Raw genomic sequence first — 18871 nt, 5'->3', positions numbered from 1 at the left:
CCATTTTCGCCTGCACGTCTCTGCTGATAGCCTCTTATCGCCCCGAGAGGCTGGTTATGTTTACACATACTGCAGATCTGCCGGAGGCGGCGGTAGAGAAGTTCGACCAGCTTGCGAGTGTTTTCGAAGCTGCTGGCTATAGTTGATCGCGAACCGCCTCGCCATGGTAGGCATGCCTGGAGCTTCAAGACCTAAGTGTCGGGCCTCGCATGGTCAGCGAGCATGGCCTTGGAAATAGCCAGGACCATGCTCGCATCGTGGCTTAAACGAGAAAGCCTACGACATCCTTCACCTGCGCCATGATCGGATCGGCGATCTGCGCCGCCTGCTCGGCGCCCTTTCGCAGCAACTGATCGATCTGCTCCGGATTGGCTTCGAACTCGCGCAACCTCGTGGCGATTGGCCCCAGATGGTCGTTGAGCGCTGCGGCGAGGGTCGGTTTGAAGGCGCCGAAACCCTGGCCGGAAAACTGATCCAGCACAGCCTGGATCGTGCTTCCCGTGATGGAGGCGTAGATACCGATGAGATTACGCGCCTCTGGTCTGCCTTCCAATTCGGCCTCGGTGGCGGGTAGAGCACCTGGATCGGTGCGGGCTTTCTGGATTTTGAGGCTGATCGTGTCGGCCGTATCGGTGAGGTTGATCCGGCTCATGTCGGACGGGTCCGATTTGCTCATCTTGGCGGTGCCGTCGCGCAGACTCATCACCCGGGCGGTTTCGCGCGGGATAATCGGTTCAGGCAGCGGAAACAGCTCGCTGCCGAAATCGAGATTGAATTTCTGCGCGATGTCGCGTGCCAGTTCCAGATGCTGTTTCTGATCGTCGCCGACGGGGACATGCGTCGCCTTGTAGAGCAGGATGTCGGCCGCCATCAGCACCGGATAGGTGAACAACCCGACACTGACCTGTTCCCGGTTCTTGCCGGCCTTGTCCTTGAACTGGGTCATCCGGCTCAGCCAACCCATGCGGGCGACGCAGCTCAGAGTCCAAGCCAGTTCGGTATGGGCGCGAACCATCGACTGGTTGAAGAGGATCGAATTGGCGGGGTCGATGCCGCAGGCCAGCAGCGCGGCGGCCATGCTCCGCGTATCCGCGCGCAGTTGCGCTGGATCATGCTTCATCGTGATCGCATGCAAATCGACGATGCAGTAGATTGATTCCATCTCGTTCTGCATCGCCACCCAGTTCTTGATGGCGCCGAGATAATTGCCGAGATGAAGCGCTCCGGTCGGTTGGATGCCGGAAAAGATACGTGTTTGCATTTTCACCCTTTTAACCGCAAAATTCCGCTGTTGTCGTGGGCCTGACCGTCAAGGCAGTACCTTGCCGGGATTGAGGATGCCGTGCGGATCCAGTGCGCTCTTTATCGCCCTCATCATAGCGACACCCGCTTCGCCATGTTCCTCGATCAGCTTCAGCCTTTTTGAGGTGCCAATCCCATGTTCCCCGCTACACGTACCGCCCATCGCAATGGCGCGGCTGACAAGGCGGTCGTAAATGCCCCGCGCCGCCGTTACCTGTCCAGCTTCTTTTGGATCGGGAAGAAACAAGACGTGAAAATTACCATCGCCGACATGTCCGGCGATGGTGGCCAGTAGACCTTCGCGATCGATATCCCGCCGGGTCTGCGCGACGCAGTCAGGCAGGCCGGAAATCGGCACGCACACATCGCTGGAAAAAGCCGGCGAACCAGGCATTAGGCGAAGACATGAATGATAGGCCGCGTGGCGGGCCCGCCAAAGCGCTTGACGACCGTCTGGATCGGAAGCCCAATGGACCGCCTCGGCCCCGTTTTCTGCCGCCACCTGAGCCAAAACCCGTGTTTCCGACTGTACCGCATGTGGTGCTCCGGCCAATTCGATGAACAAAGTGATTCGTTCCGGAAGATCAAGCCTGTTGTCGCGGTTGCAGGCGGCGATGGCGATCTCATCCAGAAACTCGATGCGGGATGCGGATATGCCGAGTTGGACCAGCATCGTGACGCATTCGACCGCAGTTCGTAGATCGGCGAAGCAACAGCGCGCTACCGACATGGCCTCCGGGATCGCGTGGAGTCGAACCGTCAGGTCTACGATTATGCCCAATGTCCCCTCCGAGCCGACAATCAATCGAGTCAGGTCATATCCCGCGGATGATTTACGGGCGCGTCCTGCCGTCCTGACGATCTGAGCATTACCTGTGACGATCGTCGTGCTGACGACATTCTCCCGCATTGTGCCGTAGCGCACGGCATTGGTTCCCGAGGCCCGCGTCTCTGCCATACCGCCGAGGGTGGCATCCGCGCCCGGATCAACAGGGAAGAAATAGCCGCTGTCTCGAAGCTGGGCGTTAAGTTGCAGGCGGGTCACCCCCGCTTCGACGGTAGCATCCTGATCCTCCGGTCGCAGCTTTAGAATCCGATTCATGCGGCTGAGATCCAAACAGAGACCGCCGGCAGGCGCCGTCACTCCGCCTTCGATCGACGTGCCCGCACCGAACGGGATAATCGGGATTTGCGCTTTTCGGCAGATATCTACCGTCTGACACACCTGATCAATCGATGTCGGGAAAAGGACGGCATCTGGCAGCGGGCCGTCATAGTGATGCTCCCCGCGAGCATGTCGCGCGCGGATTGCTTCGACGCAGGTCAACTCGGCACCGGTATCGGCGAAAAGTGCCAACCAATCCCGAGCCATCGCAAAACTGCCTTCACTCACAACAACTCCCATACGAGACTACTTGCAAGACGGATTATGTCAGGTTAGGATATGTTTTACAACTAAAGGAACTAGGTGTGGCCGCTGCGTTGGACGTCAGCCTGAAGGAACGGGGAGCAGGGCGCGAAGGTCGCCTGTTGGCCGTGCTTGCGGCTATCTACGTCCTATCCTTCGCCGATCGCACCGTCCTCAACCTTTTCGTCGACCCGATCCGGGCGGAGCTGTCGCTGTCCGATACCCAGATGGGTATATTGATCGGACCTGCGTTTGCGGCACTTTACCTGGTGCTGAGCCTGCCGCTTGGCATTCTGTCGGATCGGCTGCCCCGGGCGGCGCTGATCTGTTGCGGCTGCCTGCTCTGGAGCGGGGCGACGATCTTCTGCGGCCTGGCTACCAGCTTTGAGGCGCTGCTGGTCGGCCGGATGTTGGTCGGCGCGGGGGAGGCGGTACTTGCCCCTGCGGCTTACGGCCTGATCGCCAGCCATTTTCCGCGACACAAGGTGTCGAGCGCGCTGTCGATGTTCTCGGCCGGCGTGTGGGTCGGGGTCGGCGCCGCGCTGATCCTTGGGGCGGGCAGTTTCGTGTCGCTGCAGAGGGGCGATACGGCGGGGCCGCATTTCAGCAACTGGCGCGTGGTAATGTGCGCGGTCGGTGCTGCCGGGCTTCCGCTCGCGGCGCTGGTGGTCCGGTTCCGCGAGCCACGGCGGCCGAAGCCCGAGGCTGGTTCCGAGACGCGTGCAACCGGTGCCTTCGCCTATCTGCGCGCCAATCGACTCTTCTACATCTGTCATCTGATCGGCTTTGGGCTGTTCGCTCTGGCGGCGCAGGCAGTGATCGCCTGGACGCCAACCGCGTTGGCCCGCGATCACGGCTTCTCGCTCGGTCATGTCGGCCTCGTGCTGGGCTGTCTGCATCTGACCTTCAGCGTCGCCGGCATTGTCGTAGCGGGCGCGCTGGCCGATCGCGGGGTGTCGCGCGGTCGGGCGGCGGCACCGATGACGTTCGGGGCGCTCGGCACCTTGGGCCTGTCGATCTCAGTCGCGACCTTCGCGGTGGGGCAAGGGGCGCTCGTCTATGCCGCGCTCGCCGCTCTCTGCTTCTTCGTCAGCTTCCCGCTGGGGCTGGCCGCTTCCGCGCTGCAACTGTCCGCACCGCCCGAAATCCGGGGCACCGTCTCCGGGCTCTATGTGCTGATGACCGGGATCCTCGGTTCGGCCGCAGGGCCTGCGCTCGTCCCGCTAATCGCGGGCTCGGGGCTGCCGCTGGGAAGCGCCCTCGCGAGTGTCGCTGGTGTCGCCGCGATCGTTGCCACTGGCCTGCTTATTCTCGGCCGGGCGCCGCTGCGGACGATTTCGGCACGCCTCCGTCAGTTTTGAATGAAGTGCACAGGAAAATAATGAGAGAAGGGGACTGAAATGAACAAGGACTACCGGTTGTTCTTCGCGGCGAGCTGTTTTGCCCTCGCGACCGCATTGGCCGGCACCGGTTCGGCGCAGGCGCAGGCTGTCGTTGGAGCGGCGGCTGTACCCCAGACTGCCGAAGTGGACGACTCCGCCGGCCGCATCGGCGACATTGTCGTCACCGCGCGTCGTCGCGAAGAGCGGCTTCAGGACACACCCGTTGCGGTGACTGCGTTGACCGGTGCGGCGCTCGCCCAGCGCGGTGTCACCGACATCACCCAGGTCGCGCAGTTCGCACCGTCGGTGAACATCGGCGCTGCCGCCCGCAGCAACGGCAATTCCACTCAGGCTTCGATCTTCATCCGCGGCATCGGTCAGCTCGACTGGACGCTGACGACTGAGCCCGGTGTCGGCCTCTATGTCGACGGCATCTACGTTGCTCGTTCGGTCGGCGCGCTGCTCGACTTCGTAGACATCGACCGGGTCGAGGTGCTCCGCGGTCCGCAGGGCACGCTGTTCGGCAAGAACGCTGTCGGCGGCGCGATGAACATCGTCACGCGCCGGCCGGGCAACGAGTTCGGCGGTTCGGTCGAGGCGACCTATGGCCGTTTCAACCGCATCGATATGAAGGCATCGGTCGACTTGCCGATCAGCGAGACGCTGAAGTCCCGCTTCTCGATCGCGTCGCTCAACCGCGACGGTTATCAGGATCTGCCGCTGCTGAACGGCAAGGCCGGCGGCTATAAACGCCTGGCGGGCAAGGGCGCGATCAGCTGGGAACCGAGCACCGACTTCACCCTCGACCTCTCGGCCGATTTCCTGCGCGCCCGTGACGATTCGACCGCATCGAGCATCGTCGAGATAGGCGATTGCGTGGCGATCAACCCCTGCGGGCCCTTCGTCGCCACTTTCAACGCGCAACAGCGGGCCGCCGGCCGGCCCGAATATCTGGCATCGAGCTATATCCCGTCGAGCATCAACACCTCCTTCGCGGGCTTCGGCAATTATTCGAATACCGACGTCATCGGCACCTCGGCGATCGCGACCCTGAAGCTGTCGCCGACGGTGACGCTGAAGTCGCTAACCGGCTACCGCACCCTGGACGCGCATTTCGCGCTCGACGGCGACGGCTCGCCGCTTACCGTCGTGCAGACCGAGGATCTCTACGACCAGAAGCAGTTCAGCGAGGAATTGCAGTTGGCCGGCTCGGCCTTCGACAACCGCCTGAACTTCCTGGTCGGCGGCTATTATTTCCGGGAAACCGGCAACAACATCAATCTGGTCACCTTCAACAGCGGCTTCCGCGACTTTTTGTTCCCGGGCGTGTTCAGCGATCCGACCTTCCCGTTCCAGAGCGGCGGCAAGATCCGCAACACCACCTGGGCGGGCTTCACCCAGAACACACTGAAGATCGCCGAGGGCCTCAGCGTGACCGCCGGCCTGCGCTATTCGTGGGAGAAGAAGGAATTCGATCCCGATCAATACGCGTTCGAGGCACGCCGTCGCGGCATCGGCCTGCTCCCGCAGTTCAACGGTGCACTGCGCTGGCTCGATCCGCTGGTTCCCCGGGGTTCGGTCGACCAGACCATCTCGGACTGGTCGCCGAAGGCCAGCGTCGAATATAAGTGGGCGCCGGACATCCTCACCTACGCCTCCTATTCCGAAGGCTATAAGAGCGGCGGCTTCGCACAGCGCATCATGCCGGGTCGAAACGTTGTCGTGAACGGCGTCAACCAGCCCAACCCGGTCCCGGCCTTCGGACCGGAAAAGGTCGCGGTCTACGAAGCCGGCTTCAAGAGCACCCTGTTCGACAAGCGGCTGCGCCTCAACCTGGCGGCCTTTTACACCGACTATTCGGACATTCAGGTCAATTTCTTCGACGGCATCGCCACCCGGCCGCAAAATGCCGGCGACGGCCGCATCAAGGGCTTCGAGGCCGAGGCCGAGGCGACGCCGTTCGACGGCAGCCGCCTCAACGCGGCGGTGAGCTACACCGATGCCAAGCTGACCCGGCTAGATCCAGGCGCGCAGGGCGTCACCCTTGCCACCAAACTGCCCTATGTGTCGAAGTGGCAGTTGAGCGGCGGCGCGTCGCAGGATCTTCCGCTGGCCGATTGGGGACGCATCTCCTTCCGCGGCGACGTGTCCTATCGCTCGGCCTATTCGCCGGACATCGAGAACGCCCCCGTGCTGCGGCAGAGGGGTTATACGATCGTAAATGTCAGCGCGACGCTGCTGCCGGAAGAGGAGCGCTGGTCGTTGCAGGCGGGTGCTCGTAACCTGACCAACAAGCGGTTCATCCAGGGTGGCCTGGCCGACCCGGCGGGGCTGGGGCAGACCAGCGCCTCCTTCTCGGTTGGGGCCGAATGGTATGTGACGGCGCGCTTCCGTTTCAATTGAGGCCGGCGCGGCCCGGCGCCATCCGGCGTCGGGCCGTTCGGGCAAGGAGAGACGATGTCATCCTGGGAAGAGTATTTCGCCGGCACCTATGGGCAGGCGCGTGAACATTTCGAACAGGCGGTGGACAAGAGCGAGCTGACTCTGATCACCCGCCCGCACCCGCTGTCGACTCCGGATCGGCCGCTGTCGATGGACGCGGCCCGGATCGGATCGCCGAACGCGCGGCGCCTGCTGGTGCTGACCTCCGGGGTCCACGGTCCCGAATTGCTGTGCGGATCGGGCAGCCAGGTCGGGCTGCTCGAGGAAGGTGATTTCGCCGCGCTGCCGGCCGATACGGCGGTCCTGCTGGTCCATGCGATCAATCCGTGGGGCGCGGCCAACATCCGCCGCGTCAACGAAGACAATGTCGATCTCTGCCGCAACGGCGTCGTTGCTCTGGCCGATCGGCCGAAGAACGCTGCCTATGATGCGCTCCATACCGAGGTGAGCGGTCCGCACGGCCGCGAATGGGTGGCGGGGCAGGGGGGCGCGAAAGCGGTCGCCACGCGCTACCGCTCGGCGCTGCTGCAAGGTCAATATAATCATCCGGACGGTTTCGCTTATGGTGGCGATCGGCTTGCCTGGTCGAACGCCACCCTGCTGGCGCTGGTGGCGGAGCAGGCGGCGGCGGCGGCTGATGTCGTTTGCATCGACATCCATTCCGGGCTTGGTCCCTATGGCTATGGCTGCCTGGGGTCGTTCCAGTCGCTCGCCGATTTCGAGCGGTCGTGCCGCTGGTTCGGCCCCTGGACGATCGATGCGACCGCTGGCGCCGACAATCCCGAACATTATACCGTGCGCGGCCAGACGACCGAGATCTATGCCGAGGCCGTCGGCTCCGCCCGGCTGACCTCGCTGGTGCTGGAGTTCGGCACGGTCGATGCCGTCGCGATGCTGGGTGCGCTGCTCGACGAGCATTGGCTGTACCATCATGGCGGAGAGGACCATCCGGATGCCGCGGCGATCCGCGCCCGCTTGTTCGCGGCCTTCTACCCCGACGATTCCGAATGGCGCTGGGCCATCCTGCAGCGCACGCGGCAGACCGTTCGCCAGGCGCTGGTCGGATTGGCGGGCTCTTGACCTGATCGTCGATCTCGCAGATATACTCTCATATAAGAGTAATTCTGAAAGAGAAATTATGTCTGATGAAGCCGTTACCCTGGAGGATCGCTACACCCGGCAGGCCGGACCGGCCATGCTGTCGGGCACCCAGGCCCTGGTCCTCCTGATGATGATGCAGCGCCGTCTGGATCACGCCGCCGGGAATGACACCGCTGGCTTCTGTTCGGGCTATCGCGGATCGCCGCTGTCGACGCTGGATCAGGACTTTATCCGGGCGAAACGCCATCTGGAACCGCTCGGCATCCGCTTCCAGGGCGGCATCAACGAAGCGCTCGCCGCGACCGCCGTCTGGGGGACGCAGACGCTCCAGCTTGACCCGAAGGCGCGGGTCGAGGGCGTGTTCGGCATGTGGTACGGCAAGGGCGCGGGGCTCGATCAGAGCGTCGACGTGATCCGCCACGCCAGCAGCGGTGGCACCTCGCCGCTCGGGGGGGTGCTCGCGGTGGTGGGCGACGATCATGCGCTCAAATCCTCGGCGCAGCCGCACCATTGCGAACCCACCTTCGCCGATATGCAGATACCGGTGCTCTACCCGTCGGATATCGGCGAGATCGTCCGCTTCGGGCTGCACGGCTATGCGCTGTCGCGCTTCGCCGGTCTGTGGGTGGGGCTCAAGACCGTGCCCGAAACCGTCAACAGCACCACGATCGTCGACCTGGGGGCGCTGGTCCCCGATCGGCGCCTGCCACAATCCTGCGCCGATCTCGCGGCACCGCATGTCCGCTGGCCCGACCCCTGGCCGGCGGGCGAGCGCCGCTTCCACGAACTGAAGCTGCCCCGGATGCTCGCCTATCTGCGTGAGAACGATATCAACCGGATCGTCGTCGAGGCGAACCGGCCGGTGTTGGGCATCGTTACCGCCGGCAAATCCTATCTCGACACGGTCGAAGGGCTCCGCCTGCTCGGCCTGTCGTTGAACGAAGCCGCGTCGCTCGGTGTCTCGATCCTCAAGATCGGCGCACCCTGGCCGCTCGAGCCCGAGATCGTGACCGGCTTTGCCGGGCGGCATCCCGCACTGATGGTCGTCGAGGAAAAACGGCCGATCATGGAGGAGCAGATCAAGGCATTGCTATACAGCGCGCCCACGCGGCCGATCCTCTATGGCCGCCGCGACGCCGAGGGCGCTGCGCTGTTCACCGATGTTGGGGAAATCTCGCCGGCGCAGATAGCGTTAGCGCTCGCCCGTTTCCTTCCCGATCTGCCTGAAGCTGCGCGCGATCGGGCGCGGCAGCTCGGCGCCCAAGGCGACGTCGCCCGTACTCTGGCTCCGCCCGTCGCCCGCACGCCTTTCTTCTGCTCGGGCTGTCCGCACAACAGCTCGACCAAGGTGCCGGAGGGCAGCCGCGCCATGGCCGGCATCGGCTGCCATGGCATGGCGATGTTCTCGCCCGATCGTAACACCGCGACCCACACCCATATGGGCGGCGAGGGCGCGACCTGGATCGGGCAGGTGCCATTTACCGACCAGCCGCACATCTTCCAGAATCTGGGCGAGGGCACCTATCATCATTCGGGATCGCTCGCGATCCGCGCCGCCGTCTCAGCCGGGGTCAACATCACCTACAAGGTGCTGTTCAACGACGCCGTGGCGATGACCGGCGGACAGGCCGTCGACGGACAGATCACGGTGCCGCAGATCGCCCGCGAGATGGCGGCCGAGGGCGTGAGCCGTATCGCCATCGTCGCCGAACAGCCCGAAGCGTATCGCGCCGTCACGGATCTGCCCCCGGGGACCACGGTCTCGCACCGCGACGATCTCGACGCCGTGCAGCGCGAATTGCGCGAGGTGAAGGGTGTCAGCCTGCTGATCTACGATCAGGTCTGCGCGACCGAGAAGCGCCGCCGTCGCAAGCGCGGCCTGATGGCGGAGCCCGCCACACGCGTCTTCATCAACGACTTGGTGTGCGAGGGCTGCGGCGATTGCGGGCGCAAGTCCAACTGCCTGTCGGTGGTGCCGATCGAGACCGAGTTCGGCCGGAAGCGTCGCATCGATCAGTCGGCGTGCAACAAGGATATGTCCTGCACCAAGGGCTTCTGCCCCAGCTTCGTGATCGTCGAGGGCGGCAAGGTGCGGCAATCCGGCCGGCCGGTCGTCGCCCGGCTCGAAAGCGAATTGGCTTCGCTGCCAGATCCGGTCCACCGCGAGCCGGCCGAAGCCGACCCCTATGGCATCCTGATCGCGGGGATCGGCGGGACAGGCGTCGTGACCGTCGGCGCGATCCTGACGATGGCCGCCCGGCTCGACGGGCTGGAGGGCGTGGTCCACGATCGGATGGGCATGGCCCAGAAATTCGGCGCCGTGACCAGCCATGTCCGCATTGGCGCCGCCGGCGAAGCGATGGGCCCCAGGATCGGTGAGGGGCAGGCGGACTTGATCCTCGGCTGCGACGCGATGGTGACCGCCCAGCCCGACGTGATCTCGACGATCCGGCCGGATCGCACCCATATCCTCCTCAACACCGATGAATCGGCGCCCGGTGCTTTCGCGACCAACCCCGATTTCGATTTCCGGACAGCGCTGACGATCGGCCATGTCCGCAAGGCAGCGGGCACCGACAAGGTCGAGACGATCGATGCTGCCCGGCTGGCCACGGCACTGACGAGCGACTCGATCGCGACCAATTTGTTCATGCTCGGCATGGCCTTTCAGCGCGGATTGGTCCCGCTGTCGATCGACGCGATCCATGGCGCGATCGCGTTGAACGGCGTCGCGGTGGCGGAGACGATCCGGACCTTCGGCCTCGGTCGCTTGGCGGCGCATCGACCATCGGCGATCCGCGACGCGGTGGCGCCGATCCTGCCTGAAGAGGTGCGCTCGCCACCCGCCAAGACCCTGGCCGATGTGATCGATCGCCGCGCCGCCTTCCTGCGCGATTATCAGGACCAGGCTTATGCCGATCGCTACCGCCTGCTGGTCGAGCGCGTCCGGACGGCCACCGCGCATCTGGACAAGGGCGAGGCGATAGGTCTCGCGGTCGCGCGCAATTATTTCAAGCTGCTTGCCTATAAGGACGAATATGAGGTCGCCCGCCTCTATGCGCATCCCGATTTCCGGCGGAAGCTCACCGAACAGTTTGAGGGCGATTATCGGCTGAGCTTCCGGCTTGCGCCGCCGCTGCTGGCGCGGCCCGATCCGGCGACGGGCGAACCGCGCAAGATCAGCTTCGGCGGCTGGATGCTGACCGCCTTCGGCCTGCTCGCCAAGCTGCGCTTCCTGCGGGGCTCGCGCTTCGATCCGTTCGGCTACAGCCACGACCGCGTCGTCGAGCGTCGGTTGATCGTCGACTATGAGCGCGACGTCGAGCGGGTGCTGGACATGGCCGCCAAAACAATGTCCGCTGATTGGCTGACGGACGCCTTGGCGCTGCTGGCTCTTCCGGAGCGCATTCGGGGCTATGGCCCGGTCAAGGACCGGTCGGTCGAGACCGCGGATAAGGAAGCAGAGCTGCTCCGGACCAGGCTGGGTGCCGCCGATGCGATGGCGGTTGCGGAATTATTGCAGGAAGAGACGACCGCCTGAGGAGTAAGGGGGCGTCGCGTGCGTCAGGCACGCGGGCGACGCTTCCGGCCGGCCTGGGTCAGTTCGTCATAGCTCTGCTTCGATCCACGATAGAGCTTGAGCAGCAGCTTGCTGAGCTGGCGCTTCTCGGTGACGGTGAGGTGGCGTTCATAGGAGGCGTCGGCCTCCTCGTCGGCGGGCAGGATCGAGGCGATCCTCTTGGCGCCGGCGGGCGTAACTGAGATCAATGTATGGCGCCGGTCGCTGGGGTTCGGATGCAGTTCGAGGAAGCCGTGCTGGTACAGCGCGGTGATGTTGCGGCTGACCGTGGTCTTGTCCATTGCCAGCGTGTCGATGATATCGACCGCGACGAGCGGCCCGAAGATCTGCACCAGGCGCAGCGTCCGCCACTCGTGGATCGTCAACTCGGCCGAGGCGAGCACCCGCGCGGTGGTGTTGCGCGCGATCATGTTCGACAACACCATGATCGCGAAAGCGAGATTGTCGCCGAAGAACAGCTCGCGCCGGGCGGCCAGATCGGTGGGCAGGGCGGGCGAAACGGCCTCTCCCGAGGCGGTGGTGGTCTTGTCCATGCAGGCGATCATAACCATCCGACAACGGATCGACAACATCTTGCAATTAGTCTCATATAGGAGCAATTGCCCGCCAAAGGGCCGCGTGCTGCGTGGACGGGGGCTGTCGCATCGGTGATCCCCTGTGGCGCCCGCCTGTGAAGTCCGTCGAGGAGAATGAGCCGCATGGAGAAGGAACAGGGCCCCGATGGCCTCGATCGGACGCTGGGACCGATCTCGATCATCGCCCTCGGCGTCGGAGGGATCATCGGGGCCGGCGCGTTCGTGCTCACTGGCGTAGCCGCTGCCTCCTTTGCCGGGCCCGGCATATCGCTGTCCTTTGTGATCGCCGGCATGGCCTGCTTGCTCGCGGGCCTCTGTTATGCCGAATATGCGGCGATGCTGCCTGTCGCTGGCAGCGCCTACAGCTATGTTACCTTCACCATGGGGCGCTTCGCCGGCTGGCTGGTCGGCTGGATTCTAATCCTTGACTATCTCGTGGTGTGCAGCCTGATCGCGGTGGGGTGGTCGGCCTATACCGGCGCCTTCCTGTCCGGCGCCGGCCATCCGCTGCCCGCTCGCTGGTCCGCGCCGCCGATCGCCTATGACGCCGCGACGGGGTTCGGCCTCAGCGGGGCGGTGATCAACCTGCCGGCGATGCTGCTGATCCTGCTCGTCGCCACGGTGCTGACGGGTGGGTTGCGCAAGTCGGTCGCGTTCAACTGGGTCGTCGCGGGACTGAAGGTCGGGGCGATCGCGCTGTTCGTGCTGTTTGGTGCGGCGCAGGTCGACCTGTCCAACTGGCAGCCCTTCATTCCGCCGAATGACGGCAGCTTTGGCAGCTTCGGCTGGAGCGGGGTCGTCCGCGGCGCTGCGGTCGTGTTCGTCGCCTTCCTGGGGTTCGATGCGGTGTCGACCACCGCGCAGGAGGCGAAGAACCCGCAACGCACCATGCCGGTCGCGATCCTGGGCGCGCTGGGCGTCGTGACCCTGACCTATGTCGCGCTGTCGCTGGTGATGACGGGCCTCTCGCCCTATCGCGAACTCGGCGTCGCCAACCCGCTCAACGTCGCGCTGGTTCATGGCGGGCCGAGCCTCGCCTGGTTGCGACCGGTGCTGAGTGTCACCACGATCATCGGGCTCGCTTCGGGGGTGATGGTCGTGATGCTCGGCCAGTCGCGCATCTTCCTGGCCATGTCGCGCGATCGGCTGCTGCCGGCGCTGTTCGGTGAGATCGACCCCAAGACGCGTACCCCGGTGAAGGGCGTGAAGCTGATCGCGGCGATCGCGATCGCTCTGGCGGGCCTGTTTCCGGTCCATCTGCTGGGTGAGATCATCGCGATCGGCACGCTGCTCGCCTTCGCGATCGTCTGCGTCGGTATCGTCGTCCTGCGCCGCGTCCGTCCCGATCTGCCCCGCCCATTCCGGACGCCGCTTTCGCCGCTCGTCCCGCTGGCCGGGGCCTTATGGTGCGGCGTGCTGATGACCTTCCTGCCGGGGGTCACCTGGATCGCTTTCCTGCTGTGGCTAGGCGCGGGCGTGGCTGTTTATTTCGCTTACTCCCGCCCCCGGGCGATGCGCGGCGGTACTTGACATCTGAGAGTCATTTTGCTTGATACTAATCTCATAAGAGACGATTAGGCGGAGTGACGAATGAGCATCCTGGACGTAATTGCGACAGGCGCGGACGAGGCGCCCCGCGCGCGACAGGGGGTCGATCGCGTTCCCGCCTACCTCCCCGGGGAGGCGCCGCCGGGCGGCACCGGCCGGTCGGTGAAGCTCTCGTCGAACGAGTCCCCGCTCGGCTGCAGCCCACTCGCCGCCGCGGCTTTCCAGGCGCATGCCGGGTCGCTCCAGCTCTATCCGGATGCGGGAGCGCAGGCGCTGCACGATGCGATCGCCGCCAAGTTCAGCCTCGATCCCGCACGGGTCGTCACCACCTGCGGATCGGAGGAACTGCTCCATCTGGCCGCGCGAGCGTTCGTCGATACGGACGACGAGGTCGTCGTCAGCCAATATGGCTTCATCGGCCACCACATCGCCGCGCTGGCGGCGGGAGCGGAGCGGATCGTCGTTCCCGAGCGGGACTATAGCGTCGATCTCGACGCGATGGTGGCGGCGGTCGGCCCGCGCACCAAGCTGGTCTTCCTCGCCAATCCGGGCAATCCGACCGGCACCGTCCTGCCCGCGTCGGCGATCGCCGATTTCCACGCCCGTTTGCCGCGTCGCGTGGTGCTCGTTCTCGACGCCGCCTATGCCGAGTTCGCCGAACTCGACCCGGCCTATGGCTGCGGTCTCGACCTCGCCGAACAGTCTGACAATGTGCTCGTCACGCGCACCTTCTCGAAGATGTATGGTCTCGCTGGGCTGCGGATCGGCTGGGGCTATGGGCGGGCGAGCCTGATCGACAATATCAACCGCGTCCGTCCCGCCTTCAACGCCAATGCCGTCGCCCAGGCGGTCGCGATCGCGGCGCTGCAGGATGACGATTTCGTGCGCCGCTCCCGCGATCTCAACTCGGCCGGGCTGGTCCAGCTGAGCGAGGGACTGGCGAAGCTCGGCATCGCCGTGACGCCCAGCGTGTGCAATTTCGTCCTCGCGCATTTCGGGGCGGAAACCCCCGGGGCCGACGCGCTGTTCGAAGCGCTGCGTCTGCGCGGCATCGTCGTCCGTCCGGTCAAGGGCTACGGTCTGCCCGACGCGCTGCGCATCTCGGTGGGGCTGCCCGAAGACAATCAGTTCCTGCTCGACGAATTGGCCGTCATCCTGGCGGGCGCGCGATGAATCCGAGCGGATCGCGCGAGCTGGTCGCGGGGTTGATCGCGGCCTCGCCCTTCCATGCCGCGCTAGGCATCGATCTCGACGAGGTGTCGGTCGAAGAGCAACGGGTCCGCATCGGCCTGCGCTACCGCGACCTGCACCAGCGCGAGCCGGCGTCAGGGCGCCATCATGGCGGCGTCATCGCCGCGCTGGTCGATGTCGCCGGCACCTTCGCTGCGATCGCGACGATCGGGCGCAATGCACCGACCACCTCGCTGTCGATCGATTTCCTGCGCCCGCCCACGCCGTCGAGCGATCTGATCGCGGTCGGCCAGGTCCGCCATGCCGGCCGCACCGTCGGCCGCGCGGATGTCGATGTAACCGACATGGCCGGCCGCCTCGTCGCGATCGGCCGGGTGCGGCTTGCCTGGAGCCCGGCCGATGCCTGATCTTCGGCCGGCTTCCAGCGACGACAGCATCTCGGCGGCGTTCCGGCAGACCGTCGCGCGCTTCCCCGACAACGACTTCGTCCACATCCCCTCGGCGGCCTGCGACTCCTATTCGGACGAGCCGTTGACGATCACTTATGCCGTGGCCGCCCAGGCGGTGGACACGCTCGTCGAACGCTATGCGGTGGCCGGGGTCGGTGACCGTCACCGTGTCGTGCTGATGCTGGAGAATCGGATCGAGTTCTTCGTCCATTTCCTCGCGCTCAACGCGCTCGGTGCCAGTGCTGTGCCGGTCAACAGCGAGGCGGCCCCCGAGGAGATCGCCTATTTCGCGCACCATAGCGGCGCGGCGTTGGCGATCGTGCTGCCCGATCATCTCGACCGCGTGCGCGCCAGCCTGACCTATCCCGATGCGCCGCAGGTCGGCGAGGCGAGCCGCGACTGGGCGGGGTTCCAGTCGCCCATGCCGGTCGTCCGTGCCGATGCGGCGGCCGGCGAAGCGGCGCTTCTCTATACATCGGGTACCACCGGCCTGCCGAAGGGCTGCATCCTCTCCCAGGAATATTTCCTGCACTGCGGCCGGTGGTACAATGCGATGGGCGAGATCGCGGCGGTACGCGATGGGCGTGAGCGGCTGATCACGCCGCTGCCGCTGAACCATTCGAACGCGCTGGCCTGGTCGTTCATGGCGATGCTGCTGTCGGGCGGCTGCGTGGTGCAGCTCGATCGGTTCCGGCCCTCGACCTGGTGGACCTCGGTCCGCGAGTCCCGCGCGACGATCATCCATTATCTCGGCGTGATGCCGGCGATGCTGCTGAAGCAGGCCCCGAATCCTGCCGATCCGATCGGCGCGCAGGTCCGTTTCGGCTTCGGCGCGGGAGTCGATCCTCGCCATCATCTCAGCTTCGAGGAACGCTTCGGCTTTCCGCTGATCGAAGCCTGGGCGATGACCGAGACCGGTGCCGGCGGCATCATCGCCGCCGACCACGAACCGCGTCATGTCGGAACCCGCTGTTTCGGCGTTCCCGGGGGCACCGTCCGCGCGCTGGTGATCGACGATGACGGCCGACCGGTGGCCGATGGCGTCGCGGGTGAATTGCTGGTCAGGCAGGCGGGGCTGCGGCCCGACTTCGCTTTCTTCTCGGGTTATCATGGCGATCCGGCGGCGACCACCGCGGCCTGGACCGATGGCTGGTTTCGCACCGGCGATATCGTCGTGCGCGATCCCGACGGCAGCATGCGCTTCGTCGATCGCGCCAAGAACATCGTGCGTCGCAGCGGCGAGAATATCGCGGCGGTTGAGGTGGAGGGCGTGTTGCTGCGCCACCCGGCGGTGCGATCCTGCGCGGTGATGCCGGTGCCCGACGAGATACGCGGCGAGGAGGTCGGTGCGGCGATCGTGCTGGCACCCGATGGCGTGGGCGGCGAGGCGCTGGCGATCGAATTGTTCGATCTGGTGAACGACAGCCTGTCCTATTTCAAGGCGCCGGGCCATATCGCCTTCGTCGCCGAACTGCCGATGACGGGGTCGCAGAAGATCCGTCGCGGCGAACTGCGCGCGCTGATGACGCGGGAGCAGGAGGGCGGCCGTACCTTCGATCTCACCGCGCGCAAGCGGCGACCGCGTGGCCAGGGGATTGCCGACCGTGCGCAGGCCTGATCCCTATCAGGGCATTGCCCTGATCGCGCCTGTCACCGTACCCTATGAACGGCACAGTCCGCATGGGGCGATGTGGTTCCTGGGCCGATCGCTGGCGCTGGCGCTGGAGGCGTCGGGCCTCGACAAGGACGCGGTGGACGGGATCACGGTCTCCAGCTTCACCTTGGCGCCTGACAGCGTCTCCTCGGTCGCCGAGCATCTCGGTCTGGACGTGCGCTTCGCCGAGCAGATTCCGCTTGGCGGGGCCAGCGGTGTCGCCGCGATCCGCCGCGCCGCGCGGGCGGTGCAGGCGGGCGATGTGGAGGTCGTCGCCTGCCTGGCCGGCGACACCGCCGATCCGGGCAGCTTCACCGGTCTGATAAAGGATTTCAGCCGCTTTTCGCGCGGGGCCGCTTATCGTTATGGCGCGGCGGGTCCCAACGGCGTCTTCGCAATGATCGCCGCCGACTATATGGCGCGCACCGGGGCGACGCGGGAGGATTTCGCCCGGCTGTGCGTCGCGCAGCGGCATAATGCCGCCGCCAATCCCGACGCGCTGCTGCGCAAGCCGCTCACCGTCGACGATTATCTGCAAGCGCGACCGATCGCCGAGCCTTTCCACCTATTTGACTGCGTGATGCCCTGTGCCGGCGGCGAGGCGCTGATCGTCACCACCGAGGATCGGGCCCGCAGCCTGGGGGTTCCCTATGCCACGATCAGCGCCAGCGGAGAGCGGCACAACGCCTTCCGATCCGACCCGATCGCCCGGCGGGGCGGCTGGCGGCTGTACCGGGACGAGCTTTACGAGCAGGCGGGTTTCGGGCCCGACGCGCTGGACCTCGTCCAGACCTATGACGATTACCCCGTCATCTCCTTCGTGCAGTTCGAGGAACTGGGCTTGTGCGGGGAGGGGGAGGCGCCCGCCTTCGTCCGGCGAACCAATATGCAATGGGACGGTGGCGGCTTGCCGCACAACACATCGGGCGGCCAACTCTCCTGCGGCCAGGCCGGCGCGGCCGGCGGCTTCCTGGGGCTGGTCGAAGCCGTGCGTCAGGTGACCGGCACGGCGCATGGCCGCCAGATCCCCGGTGTCGCGCGTGCATTGGTCAGCGGCTATGGCATGGTGAACTTCGATCGAGGCATCTGCACCGCCGCGGCGATCGTCGCGGGGGCCGGCCGATGACCGGCGGCGATGCATTGTTGCAACGATGCCGGACCTGCGGAACCGCGCTCTATCCACGGCGGGAGATTTGCAGCCGGTGCCTGAGCGGCGATCTCGCCGATCTCGATGTCGCCGGTATCCCCGCCACGATGATAGCGCTGACCACGCTGCACATCACCCATGAACCGTCGCTGCGGCCGTTGCTGCCGCTGCGCATCGGCACGGCGGTGCTGGCGGATGGTCTCAAGCTGATCGCCTACGCCGCGCCCGCCGTGGCGACGGGGGATGCCGTGTTGCTGTCGGTGGTCGCCGACCCCGACGGAATGCCGGTGATGATCGCCGCCGGAAGACCGATCGCGGCCACCGGACTGGCGGATGCCTTGAATGAAGGAGAGGAAGGATGAGCGCGACTGCGACCGCCGTCGTGACCGGAGGCAGTGCCGGTATCGGGCTGCAGATCTGCCAGGATCTGCTTGATCGGGGCTATGAGGTGATCTCGCTGGCGCTGGAAGAATCGCCGCTGCGGCATAAGCGGCTGACCTCGATCGCGGTCGACCTGTCGGAAGTCGAGGCGACCCGGCGGACGGTGGCGATGGTGGCCGAACGCGGCCCCACCACGATCATCTGTAACGCCGGCGTCACCCGCTCGGCGCTGCTGGAGGAGGTCACGCTCGACGATCTCGACGATCTGGTGAACCTCTATTTCGCGTCGACGATCCTGCTTGCGCAGGCCTGCCTGCCCGCGATGAAGGCGTCGCGATTCGGGCGGATCGTCATGATCTCCTCGCGCGCCGCCGTCGGCCTCGCGACGCGGACGGTGTATACCGCCACAAAGTCGGGGTTGATCGGGCTGGCCCGGACATGGGCGCTAGAACTCGGCCCCGTCGGCATCACCGTCAATGTCGTGGCGCCGGGACCGGTGCCGACCCAGATGTTCACCGACGTCGTACCGACCGGCAGCGAGCGCGAGCGCAAGCTGATCGAGAGCCTGCCGGTCCGCCGTCTCGGCACGCCGGCCGACATAGCGCGCGCCGTTCTCTACTTCGCCGACCCGCTCAACGGGTTCGTCACCGGGCAGACGCTGTTCGTCTGTGGCGGTGCGAGTGTCGGCTATCTCCAGATCTGAGGAATGAC

Annotated in this window: 14 protein-coding genes; 11 read left to right on the top strand and 3 right to left on the bottom strand. The window is 65.5% G+C overall.

Annotated features, from left to right (window positions below):
* Window positions 1–262: 262 nt before the first annotated feature.
* The gene (trpS, locus tag ASE22_RS01350) at window positions 263–1261 is read right to left on the bottom strand and encodes a tryptophan--tRNA ligase (RefSeq protein ID WP_056353919.1); all 999 of its coding nucleotides are present in this window, start codon (window positions 1259–1261) and stop codon (window positions 263–265) included.
* Between the two features lie 48 nt (window positions 1262–1309).
* Window positions 1310–2695, bottom strand: a complete 1386-nt coding sequence (locus ASE22_RS01345) for an FAD-binding oxidoreductase (protein WP_200933257.1) — start codon at window positions 2693–2695, stop codon at window positions 1310–1312.
* A 77-nt stretch (window positions 2696–2772) separates the two neighbouring features.
* On the opposite strand from ASE22_RS01345, the gene ASE22_RS01340 reads away from it, so the two are divergent.
* From ASE22_RS01340 to ASE22_RS01325, 4 genes are read left to right on the top strand one after another with little or no spacing between them, the layout of a single operon-like run.
* Window positions 2773–4071, top strand: coding sequence for an MFS transporter (locus tag ASE22_RS01340; RefSeq protein WP_162257085.1), 1299 nt, complete (start codon window positions 2773–2775; stop codon window positions 4069–4071).
* A 39-nt stretch (window positions 4072–4110) separates the two neighbouring features.
* Entirely contained in the window at window positions 4111–6495 is a 2385-nt protein-coding gene (locus ASE22_RS01335; protein ID WP_056353910.1) for a TonB-dependent receptor, read from the top strand.
* Between the two features lie 54 nt (window positions 6496–6549).
* Window positions 6550–7614 (top strand): DUF2817 domain-containing protein, encoded by a 1065-nt coding sequence (locus tag ASE22_RS01330; RefSeq protein WP_056353907.1) that lies wholly within the window; start codon window positions 6550–6552, stop codon window positions 7612–7614.
* Between the two features lie 58 nt (window positions 7615–7672).
* A complete protein-coding gene (locus ASE22_RS01325) occupies window positions 7673–11176 on the top strand; it encodes an indolepyruvate ferredoxin oxidoreductase family protein (protein WP_056353904.1) in 3504 nt (1167 codons plus the stop codon).
* Window positions 11177–11199: 23 nt separating this feature from the next.
* On the opposite strand, the gene ASE22_RS01320 is transcribed toward ASE22_RS01325, so the two are convergent.
* Window positions 11200–11748, bottom strand: coding sequence for a MarR family winged helix-turn-helix transcriptional regulator (locus ASE22_RS01320; RefSeq protein ID WP_162248276.1), 549 nt, complete (start codon window positions 11746–11748; stop codon window positions 11200–11202).
* A 165-nt stretch (window positions 11749–11913) separates the two neighbouring features.
* Here ASE22_RS01320 and ASE22_RS01315 point away from each other — a divergent pair, with 165 nt between their 5' ends.
* Genes ASE22_RS01315 through ASE22_RS01285 form a run of 7 tightly spaced genes read left to right on the top strand, consistent with a single transcriptional unit; the run spans window position 11914 to window position 18863 of the window.
* On the top strand, window positions 11914–13320 hold the full coding sequence (locus tag ASE22_RS01315) for an amino acid permease (protein WP_056550258.1): 1407 nt from the start codon (window positions 11914–11916) through the stop codon (window positions 13318–13320).
* Between the two features lie 60 nt (window positions 13321–13380).
* On the top strand, window positions 13381–14511 hold the full coding sequence (gene hisC, locus ASE22_RS01310) for a histidinol-phosphate transaminase (protein WP_056353896.1): 1131 nt from the start codon (window positions 13381–13383) through the stop codon (window positions 14509–14511).
* Window positions 14508–14936, top strand: coding sequence for a PaaI family thioesterase (locus ASE22_RS01305; protein ID WP_056353894.1), 429 nt, complete (start codon window positions 14508–14510; stop codon window positions 14934–14936). Before hisC ends, ASE22_RS01305 begins: the two co-directional genes overlap by 4 nt.
* Window positions 14929–16596 (top strand): AMP-binding protein, encoded by a 1668-nt coding sequence (locus ASE22_RS01300; protein WP_082545753.1) that lies wholly within the window; start codon window positions 14929–14931, stop codon window positions 16594–16596. Before ASE22_RS01305 ends, ASE22_RS01300 begins: the two co-directional genes overlap by 8 nt.
* Window positions 16583–17758: a thiolase family protein gene (locus ASE22_RS01295; RefSeq protein WP_056356179.1), complete on the top strand. Its 1176-nt coding sequence runs from the start codon at window positions 16583–16585 to the stop codon at window positions 17756–17758. The genes ASE22_RS01300 and ASE22_RS01295 overlap by 14 nt, the downstream gene beginning before the upstream one ends.
* Window positions 17755–18141, top strand: a complete 387-nt coding sequence (locus ASE22_RS01290) for a Zn-ribbon domain-containing OB-fold protein (RefSeq protein ID WP_056353891.1) — start codon at window positions 17755–17757, stop codon at window positions 18139–18141. The genes ASE22_RS01295 and ASE22_RS01290 overlap by 4 nt, the downstream gene beginning before the upstream one ends.
* Window positions 18138–18863, top strand: coding sequence for an SDR family NAD(P)-dependent oxidoreductase (locus ASE22_RS01285; RefSeq protein WP_056353888.1), 726 nt, complete (start codon window positions 18138–18140; stop codon window positions 18861–18863). The genes ASE22_RS01290 and ASE22_RS01285 overlap by 4 nt, the downstream gene beginning before the upstream one ends.
* Window positions 18864–18871: the final 8 nt, after the last annotated feature.

The sequence above is a fragment of the Sphingomonas sp. Root720 genome (assembly GCF_001428605.1).
In the GTDB taxonomy this organism is placed as follows: domain Bacteria; phylum Pseudomonadota; class Alphaproteobacteria; order Sphingomonadales; family Sphingomonadaceae; genus Rhizorhabdus.
The sequence above is the reverse complement of the archived record's forward strand: the minus strand, read 5'-3'. Positions and strand labels throughout refer to the sequence as shown.